We start from the raw sequence: 9387 nt of genomic DNA on the forward strand, positions 1-9387 counted from the left end.
CCGGGAACCGATCGGTTCCCGGCCCCGTCCGTCGTCCACCCGTCAGCTGCGCTTCTTCTCCTGGCTGCCCGCGAGCGTCCCGAGGTACAGCTCGACGACCTTCGGGTCGTGCATGAGATTCGGCCCGGTGTCGGTATACGCGTTGCGGCCCTGGTCGAGCACGTAGCCGCGGTCGCAGATCTGCAGGCACCGTCGCGCGTTCTGCTCGACCATGATGATCGACACCCCCGCGGCGTTGATCTTCTTGCAGCGGATGAACACCTCGTCCTGGAACATCGGCGACAGGCCCGCCGACGGCTCGTCGAGCAGCAGCACGGACGGATCCATCATCAGCGCCCGGCCCATCGCCACCATCTGCCGCTCACCGCCGGACAGGGCACCGGCCTTGACCTTGCGGCGCTCACCGAGGAGCGGGAACAGCTGCGCGACGAACGCGAAACGTTCCTCGAACTTCTTGGGCCGCAAGTAGATTCCCATCTCGAGGTTCTCCTCGATGGTCAGTGACGGGAACACGTTACGGGTCTGCGGCACGTAGCCGAGACCCTTGCGCACCAGTACGTGCGCGGGCGCGGCGGTGATGTCGTCGCCGCGCAGCGTCACCGTGCCGCGGCGCACCGGGATCAACCCGAACAGCGCCTTGAGCAGGGTCGACTTGCCGGCGCCGTTGGGTCCGATGATGCCGACGATCTCGCCGTCGCGGAGGAAGAAGTTGCAGCCGCGCAGGATGTCGACACCGGGGAAGTACCCGGCGACGATGTCGTCGGCGCGCACCAGCGCCCCCTCGGCGAGACGGGCGTGCTCCTCGGGAGTGGCCGCGCGCTCGGCCGCGGTCATCTGTGCCGGGCTGGGGGAGGGCGTCTCGCTCACGGCTTCTCCTGCGTCGGAGGCTCGGTACCGGTCTCGGGCTGCCCGGCCGCGCCGGGCATGTCGGCGAGGACGGTGGCGCTCGGTTCGGACAGGTCGCCGCCGGACTCGAGGGTGTGGGCCTCGGCCTCCTCGATCGCCACGGCGAGCGCGGCCGTGGCGCCGACGGGGTTGCCCTCGTCGTCGAACTCGAGCGCCTGGTCGTGGTGGCTGCCCAGGTAGGCGTCGACGACGGCCGGACTCGAGGACAGCTGGTCCGGCGGGGCCTCGGCGATCACCGAGCCCTGGGCCATCACCACCACCCAGTCGGAGATGTCGCGGATGACGTCCATGTCGTGTTCGACGAACACCACGGTCATCCCGTCGTCGCGCAGGGCCTTGATGTGCCCGAGGAGGCTCTGCGTCAGCGCGGGATTGACCCCGGCCATCGGCTCGTCGAGCATCACCACCGTCGGCTCGGTCATCAGGGCCCGCGCCATCTCGAGGAGCTTGCGCTGCCCGCCGGACAGGGAGCCGGCCAGGTCGTCGGCCTTCGCGTCCAGGGCGAACCGCGCCAGCAGTTCGCGAGCCCGCTCGGTGACGGCGCGTTCCTGCCGGTGCCACATCCACGGCAGCAGCGCACCGAGCATCCGTTCCCCGCGCTGGTCCGTCGCGCCGAGCCGCACGTTGTCGAGCACCGTCATCTTCGACAGCGCCTTGGTCAGCTGGAACGTCCGCACGATCCCGCGGCGCGCCAGCTGGTGCGGGTGCAGGCCGCCGAGCGGCATCCCGTCCATGCTCCAGGTCCCCGTGTCGGGGCGGTCGAAGCCGGTGAGCAGATTGAACAGCGTGGTCTTGCCGGCGCCGTTCGGCCCGATCAGCCCGGTGATGCACCCCCGCTGAATCTCGAGGTGCGCCACGTCGACCGCTCTGAGGCCGCCGAAGGTGCGGGAGAGCCCGTCCACCACGAGGATCGGATCCGGTTTGGCCGCGCCGGGCTCGCGTGCCACAGAGTCGAACAGCGCGGAGCGCTGCGCCGCGGAGAGGGTCGCGTCAGGCATCGAGCTGCACCTCCCGCTTGTTGCCGAGGATGCCCTGGGGCCGGAACACCATCATGACTGCGATGAGCACACCGAGGAGGATGTAGCGCATCGCCCCGACCTGCTGCTCGGACAGGGCCAGCAGCGGGTCCGGGCCCGAGATGGACTGGCGTAGCAGGGCATCGGGAACGGTGAGCAGGAACCAGAACAGCATCGCGCCGAGCACGGGACCGAACACGGTGGCGGCGCCACCGAGGATCAGGGCGCCGAAGGCGAAGAACGTCTGCGCGGTGGAGTAGAAGTCGGGGTTGATCGACTTGGTCTGTAGCGCGTTGAAGACGCCGCCGAGTCCGCCGATCATGCCGCCGAGCACCAGCGCCTGCATCTTGTACACGAACACGTTCTTGCCGAGCGATCGGGCGGCGTCCTCGTCCTCGCGGACGGCCTTGAGGACCCGGCCCCACGGGCTGTGGCTGAGCAGATACACCAGCCCGCACAGCATCAGCACCAGGGTCCAGCCCACGACCATCGCCCACAGGTCGTCGCCGTAGAACCGCATCCCGAGCAGCGAGTACTGCCGCCCGGAGTCGAACGGGCTGAGCTGCGTGAACGGCCCGGCGAACCCGAACAGGCCGTTGGTCGAGCCGGTCACCGGATCCGAGGCGGTGGACCGGAACACCAGCCGCAGGATCTCGGAGGCGGCGATGGTGACGATGGCGAGGTAGTCGGCGCGCAGCCGCAGCGTGGGGATGCCCAGCACCAGGGCCAGCAGGGCCGAGGCGGCCAGGCCCACGAGGATGCCGAGCCACAGCGGCTGGTCGTAGGTGACGGTCATGATCCCGACGCCGTACCCGCCGAGCAGGGCGAACCCGATCTGGCCGAAGTTGAGCAGTCCGGCGTACCCGAAGTGCAGGTTCAGCCCGATGGCCAGCAGCGCGTAGAAGATCGCCGACGGCCCGATCAACTGGGCGAAGGAAACCTGGAGAACGGCAGCGATGTCCACGGCGGTCACCCGACCCTTGCCCGGCTGCCCAGGATGCCCTGGGGCCGGACGACGAGGATGAGGATCAGCACGAGCAGGCCGCCGATGTACTTCAGGTCGGGGTTGATGACCAGCGTCGACAACTGCACCAGCAGGCCCACGATGACGCAGCCGAGCAACGCCCCGTACGCGGTGCCGAGGCCGCCGAGGGTGATCCCGGCGAACATCAGCAGCAGCAGCTTGAAGCCCATCTCCCACTGCACGCGGCCCCCGAGCTCGGACAGGCCGAAGAGCACGCCGCCCAGGGCGGCCAGCCCACCGCCGAGGGCCCACACGAACCGGACGACGCGTTCGACGTCGATGCCGGAGGCGGCCGCCAGATCCCGGTTGTCGGCCACCGCCCGCATCGCCTTGCCGATGCGGGTGCGCTGGATGAGCAGGGCCACCCCGACCAGCACGACGAGGCTGACCGCGATGCAGGCCAGGTTCACCGGGGTGATCGCGATCGGACCCCATTCCAGCTGGCGCTGGCCCTGATAGTCGGCGAACGCCTCGGCCCGGTCGGAGAACAGCGCGAGGATCAGGTAGCGCAGCGAGATCGCCAGGCCGATGGACACGACCAGCTGTGCGATGAGGCCGGTGCGCCGGCGCCGCAGGGGCGCCCAGATCAGCCCGTTGTTGAGCAGGCCGATGACGATGCCCACCACGATCGCGAGCAGCGTCGCGGGGATCAACTGGATACCCAGGCTGACGTTGAAGATCCACGCGGCCACCGCGCCGAGGGTCACGAGCTCGCCGTGCGCGAAGTTCGTCAGGCCGGTGGTTCCGAAGATCAGGCTCAGCCCGACCCCGGCGATCGCGATCACGAGGCCGAACCGCAGTCCGTCGACGACGGTGCGGATCAGCGTCTCCCACCCCGAGGTGGCGAACCCGGACCGCGACTCGCCGAACGAGAAGATGACCGTGTTCGCCCGGCCGGCGGCGACGTCGCGCTGCACGGCGGCCTGCACGCTCACCCCCTCGGGAAGGGACTGCTCGTCCACCTCGAACGTGTAGGTGCCGGGGGGTACGGTCATCTGCCAGCGCCCGTCGGGCGCCGAGGTGGCCCGGGCGACCTCGGCGCCCGCGGCGTCGCGGGCCCGGACCGTGACCCCGCCGAGGCGCTGCCCGGCGTTGTTGAGACTGCCGCTGACCCGCACCTCCTCGCTCGGCTGCGGCGCGGTGGTGGTCGGCGCCGGGGGTGGGGTGGGTTCCTGCGCGGAGGCCGCCCCGGCTCCGACACCGGCGAGCGCGAGTGCGACGAGCAGGAGCAGGAGCGTCGGGGCGAGCCGAGGTATCGGTGGTCGCCCCCGGAGCGGCACGGATGGGGCCACGCAGGTCCTCCGGATCACGTCGGGTCGTCGAGCGCGGCGCCGGGGGACCGGCGTCGTGGAACCGGACTTTAGCGGCTGCAACCGCTTTCCACGGGGCTCTGCGATTTCCGCCGCGTATCTGTTCTGTTTCGGGTGCCGCGCCGAGCGCACGGTCGCGGAGGGGCCCGGGTTGTCCGAGCCGGTCCCTAGACTGAGGAACCGTGACTCGTGCATCCACCTCCTCCGCGCCCGCCGCCACCGCCGGCGACCGACCGACCCTGTTGCTGCTCGACGGGCATTCCCTGGCGTTCCGCGCGTTCTACGCCCTGCCGGCGGAGAACTTCAAGACCCACAGCGGCCAGACCACCAACGCGGTGTACGGGTTCACCTCCATGCTCATCAACCTGCTGCGCGACGAGCAGCCCACCCACGTCGCCGCGGCCTTCGACGTCAACCGCGACACGTTCCGGGCGGCGGCGTACCCCGAGTACAAGGCCAATCGCAGCTCGGCGCCCGACGAGTTCCGCGGTCAGGTCGACATCACCAAGGACGTGCTCGAGGCGCTGGGCATCCCGGTGATGGCCGAGCCCGGCTACGAGGCCGACGACATCATCGCGACCCTGGCCACGCAGGCCGCCGCCCAGGGGTACCGGGTGCTCGTCGTCACCGGCGACCGGGACTCGCTGCAGTTGGTCACCGACGACGTGACCGTCCTCTATCCCCGGCGCGGGGTGTCGGACCTGACCCGGTTCACGCCCGGGGCGGTGGAGGAGAAGTACGGCCTGACCCCGCAGCAGTACCCCGACTTCGCGGCGCTGCGCGGGGATCCGAGCGACAACCTGCCCTCGATCCCGGGGGTGGGGGAGAAGACCGCCGCCAAATGGATCCGCGAGTTCGGCAGCCTCACCGAGCTCGTCGACCGCGTCGACGAGGTCCGCGGGAAGACCGGTGACGCCCTGCGCGCACACCTGTCCAGCGTGCTGCTCAACCGTCAGCTCACCGAGATGGTGCGGGACATGACCCTGCCCTACACCCCCGATCAGCTGGCCCTGACCCCCTGGGACCGTGACCGCATCCACCGGCTGTTCGACGACCTCGAGTTCAAGGTGCTGCGCGACCGGCTGTTCGCGACCCTCAGCTCGGTCGAGCCGGAGGCCGAGGAGGGCTTCGAGGTGCGCGGCGGCGTGCTCGAGCCGGGCACGCTCGCCGGATGGCTCGCCGCGCACGCCGTGCCGGGCGTGCGGCACGGTATGGCGGTGCTCGGTTCCTGCGTCCCGTACGGCGGCGACGCCACGGCCGTGGCGATCGCCGCGGCCGACGGGGAGGGCGCGTACGTGAGCACCACCACCCTCACGCCCGAGGACGAGGCGGCGCTCGCCGCCTGGCTGGCCGACGCGGCCGTGCCCAAAGCGCTGCACGAGGCGAAGGCGGCCCTGCACGCACTGCGGGGCCGCGGGTGGACGCTGGCCGGGGTCACCAGCGACACCGCCCTCGCCGCCTACCTCGTGCGTCCCGGTCAGCGCACCTTCAACCTCGACGACCTGTCCCTGCGCTACCTCAAGCGGGAGCTTCGGGTGGAGGAGTCGGGGGAGCAGCAGCTCTCGCTGCTCGACGACGCCGACGCCGCCGACGCGAAGGCCGCGGAGGCGGCGATTCTGCGGGCCCGTGCGGTGGTGGACCTCGCCGCGGCCCTGGACACCGAGCTCGAGGGGATCGAGTCCACCGCCCTGCTGACCGACATGGAACTGCCCCTGCTGGGTGTGCTCGCCGACCTCGAGACGACCGGAATCGCGGTCGAGGCCGGACGGTTGGACGACCTGCAGTCCGGCTTCGCCGCGGACGTCGCCGCCGCGGCGTCGGCCGCCTACGACGTGATCGGCAAGCAGATCAACCTCGGCTCACCGAAGCAACTGCAGGTGGTGTTGTTCGACGAGTTGGGGATGCCGAAGACGAAGAAGACCAAGACCGGCTACACCACCGACGCCGAGGCGCTGCAGAATCTGTTCGAGCAGACCGGGCACCCGTTCCTCGAGCACCTGCTCGCGCACCGGGAAGCGATGAAGATGAAGACCACGGTCGACGGCCTGGTCAAGTCCATCGCCGACGACGGCCGGATCCACACCACCTTCAACCAGACCGTGGCCGCCACCGGCCGGTTGTCCTCGACCGAGCCGAACCTGCAGAACATCCCGGTGCGCACGGAGGCGGGCCGGCACATCCGCGACGCGTTCGTCGTCGGCCCCGGCTACGACCTGCTGCTCACCGCGGACTACAGCCAGATCGAGATGCGGATCATGGCGCACCTCTCCGGCGACGAGGGCCTGATCGAGGCGTTCAACACCGGCGAGGACCTGCACAGCTTCGTCGGTTCCCGGGCGTTCGGGGTGCCGATCGAGGAGGTCACTCCGGAGCTGCGGCGACGGGTCAAGGCGATGTCGTACGGGCTGGCCTACGGGCTCAGCGCGTACGGGCTGGCGCAGCAGCTGAAGATCTCCACCGAAGAGGCCCGCGAACAGATGGAGGCCTACTTCAACCGCTTCGGCGGCGTGCGCGACTACCTGCACGCCGTCGTCGAGCAGGCCCGCAAGGACGGCTACACCTCCACCCTCTACGGCCGCAGGCGCTACCTGCCGGATCTGAACAGCGACAACCGTCAGCGCCGGGAGGTCGCCGAGCGGGCCGCGCTCAACGCCCCGATCCAGGGCACCGCCGCCGACATCATCAAGGTCGCGATGATCGACGTGCAGACGGCGCTGCGCGGGGCCGGGTTGCGCTCGCGCATGCTCCTGCAGGTGCACGACGAACTGGTGCTCGAGGTGACCGCCGACGAGCGCGAACAGGTGCAGCAGCTGGTGCGGGACAAGATGGCCTCGGTCATCGACCTGTCGGTTCCGCTGGACGTCTCGGTCGGCTTCGGGCGCAGCTGGGACGCCGCCGCGCACTGACCCCGACACGGCGGTGCGCACGTCCCGTCGCCCTGTCGCGGCGGGACGTGCGCACCCGGGGTCGCTCAGCCCTGCTTCTGGTTCTGTTCGGCGATCTGGCGGCGCACCTCGTCCATGTCGAGGGCCTTGACCTGGGTCACGAGGTCCTCGAGCGCGGCCGGGGGCAGGGCCCCGGCCTGGTTGAACACGAGGACGCCTTCGCGGAACGCCATGATCGTCGGGATGGACCGGATGTTCGCCGCCGCCGCGATGCCCTGTTCGGCCTCGGTGTCCACCTTGGCGTGCACGACATCCGGATGCTTTTCCGACGACGACTCGAAGGTGGGGGCGAAGGAGCGGCACGGCCCGCACCACGATGCCCAGAAGTCGACGAGAACCACGTCGTTACCGGTGATGATGTCGTCGAAGTTCTGCTGCGTGAGAGTCTGGGTGGCCACGGGGATCCTTTCGGTCGGGTACTGATCGCGTCAACGTCGTGTCGCGACCGTTTCTTCCCGCGGGTACCCGTTCTGCCCGTCGATACCCCCGTCGATACCTGCTGCGCCGGCTCCGAGCGCGTCCGTGGGCACCCGGTGGGTCACCGCACGCGGGCGGGTTCGGTGCGGAAGGTGCGACGGTAGCTGTGCGGGGTGGTGCGGCGCAGGCGCAGGAAGTGCTGCCGCAGGACCGCGGCCGTCCCGAAGCCGACGCGGTCGGCGATGACGTCGACGGGCAGGTCGGTGGTCTCGAGCAACCGTTGGGCTGCGAGGACCCGTTGATCGCGCAGCCAGCGGGCGGGCGTCGTCCCGGTCTCGGCCAGGAACCGCCGCGCGAAGGTCCGCGCGGACATGTGCGCCTTCGCGGCGAGCGCCGCCACGGGCAGATCCTCGTCGAGGTGCTCGGTCATCCAGTCGAGCAGGGGTGCGAGTGTCTCGGCGGGTGCCGTGGGCAGCGGCATGGCGACGTACTGGGCCTGCCCGCCGTCGCGGTGCGGCGGGACCACCATCCGGCGCGCGATGCCGTTGGCCACGTCGGAGCCCTGTTCCTTGCGGACGATGTGCAGGCACAGGTCGATTCCGGCGGCGGTGCCGGCACTGGTGAACACCGGGTCGTCGTCGACGTAGAGCACGTCCGGATCGACCTTCGCGGCCGGGAAGCGTTCGGCCAGCCGCGGGGCGTGGCGCCAGTGGGTGGTGCAGCGGCGATCGTCGAGCAGGCCGGCGGCGCCCAGCACGAACGCTCCCGTGCACAGGCTCGCGACCCGCGTGCCACGGTCCACCGCCGCCCGCAGCTTGGCGAACAGCGGCTGCAGGTCGGCGATCTCGTCGGCGACGCCGCACACGAACGACTCGTCCAGGTCGGCGATTCCGGTGCCGCCGGCGGGAATCACGATCAGATCCGCGTCGTCGAGGCGATCGAGATCGTAGGGGACGTCGATCGTGTACCCGAACCGGGTGGTGACCGGGCGGGGGCTGCCCGCGACGAGGCTGAAGTCGTACACGGGCAGCCCGTCGTCGGATCGGTCGAAGCCGAACACCTCGCAGGCGACGCCGAGTTCGAAGGCCTCGGTGCGGGGCAACAGCGGCACGACCACCGTCGTCAGCATGCCGCCCAGTCTGCCACCAGGTTGGCCGGAAATCGACGATACGTGTCGTTTCTGCCGCTGTCGGCGGATCGGTCCGCGGACCAGGCTGAGACCATGACCGTCCTCCTGTTCGTCCTCGTCGTGTTCGTGGCGCTCGACGCCCTGGCGCTGGCCGGCCGGACGCCCGATACCCACCGCGAGGAAACCCAGTTCGGCGACTACCGCGTCTGACCCGGCACCGGGCCGCGGCGGCGCGGCGTCACACCACCCGCCACTCGCGTCGCGCCTCGCCGTCCCACCGCCGGATGCCGGCCGACACGCCCGTCAGCTCCCGGGTGCCCGCTCGGGTCGCCGTCAGCGCCGATCCGAGCCGGCCGGGCGGCACCCGGCGGGCCAGTGTCACGTGCGGGGTCCACTCGCCGGGCCGGATGTGCGCCGGGACACCCGGACAACCGTCGATCAGCGCGAACACCATCCGTTGCAGCTCGAGCAGTTCGGCCGTGGGCACCACCAGCCGCGCCACCGTCGCGGTACGCGAGCCGAACAGCACCATCCCCCCGAGCCGCACCGGCAACGGCTCGCCCGTGATCTGCTCCCGCATCGCCCCTTCCACGCCCGGCGGAATCGACGCGGCGACCGCGAGCGTGATGTGCGGGCGGTT

The 9387-nt window shown here is 70.6% G+C and carries 8 protein-coding genes; 1 reads left to right on the top strand and 7 read right to left on the bottom strand.

What is annotated here, in order from left to right; translation table 11 throughout:
- Window positions 1-42: 42 nt before the first annotated feature.
- Genes AIIKEEIJ_RS08330 through AIIKEEIJ_RS08345 form a run of 4 tightly spaced genes read right to left on the bottom strand, consistent with a single transcriptional unit; the run spans window position 43 to window position 4178 of the window.
- On the bottom strand, window positions 43-834 hold the full coding sequence (locus tag AIIKEEIJ_RS08330; RefSeq protein WP_161995411.1) for an ATP-binding cassette domain-containing protein: 792 nt from the start codon (window positions 832-834) through the stop codon (window positions 43-45).
- Window positions 835-863: 29 nt separating this feature from the next.
- Window positions 864-1904, bottom strand: a complete 1041-nt coding sequence (locus AIIKEEIJ_RS08335) for an ABC transporter ATP-binding protein (protein WP_006941131.1) — start codon at window positions 1902-1904, stop codon at window positions 864-866.
- Entirely contained in the window at window positions 1897-2886 is a 990-nt protein-coding gene (locus AIIKEEIJ_RS08340; protein WP_006941132.1) for a branched-chain amino acid ABC transporter permease, read from the bottom strand. Before AIIKEEIJ_RS08340 ends, AIIKEEIJ_RS08335 begins: the two co-directional genes overlap by 8 nt.
- Window positions 2887-2891: 5 nt before the next feature.
- On the bottom strand, window positions 2892-4178 hold the full coding sequence (locus AIIKEEIJ_RS08345; RefSeq protein ID WP_202916757.1) for a branched-chain amino acid ABC transporter permease: 1287 nt from the start codon (window positions 4176-4178) through the stop codon (window positions 2892-2894).
- A gap of 260 nt (window positions 4179-4438) precedes the next feature.
- Here AIIKEEIJ_RS08345 and polA point away from each other — a divergent pair, with 260 nt between their 5' ends.
- On the top strand, window positions 4439-7162 hold the full coding sequence (gene polA / locus AIIKEEIJ_RS08350; protein ID WP_161995409.1) for a DNA polymerase I: 2724 nt from the start codon (window positions 4439-4441) through the stop codon (window positions 7160-7162).
- A gap of 65 nt (window positions 7163-7227) precedes the next feature.
- Here polA and trxA read toward each other — a convergent pair whose 3' ends face one another.
- The 3 genes from trxA to AIIKEEIJ_RS08365 form a co-directional block, all read right to left on the bottom strand.
- Window positions 7228-7599 carry a thioredoxin gene (trxA, locus tag AIIKEEIJ_RS08355; RefSeq protein ID WP_006941139.1) on the bottom strand — a complete coding sequence of 124 codons (372 nt, stop codon included), beginning with the start codon at window positions 7597-7599 and terminating at the stop codon, window positions 7228-7230.
- A gap of 140 nt (window positions 7600-7739) precedes the next feature.
- The gene (locus AIIKEEIJ_RS08360) at window positions 7740-8747 is read right to left on the bottom strand and encodes a GlxA family transcriptional regulator (RefSeq protein ID WP_029544004.1); all 1008 of its coding nucleotides are present in this window, start codon (window positions 8745-8747) and stop codon (window positions 7740-7742) included.
- 238 nt (window positions 8748-8985) lie between these two features.
- Window positions 8986-9387: 2'-5' RNA ligase family protein (locus tag AIIKEEIJ_RS08365; protein ID WP_161995410.1), on the bottom strand; the 402-nt coding region annotated here is incomplete at its 5' end.

Origin of the sequence: Rhodococcus sp. YH1 (assembly GCF_009939605.1) — a bacterium.
GTDB classification, from domain to species: Bacteria; Actinomycetota; Actinomycetes; order Mycobacteriales; family Mycobacteriaceae; genus Rhodococcus; species Rhodococcus aetherivorans.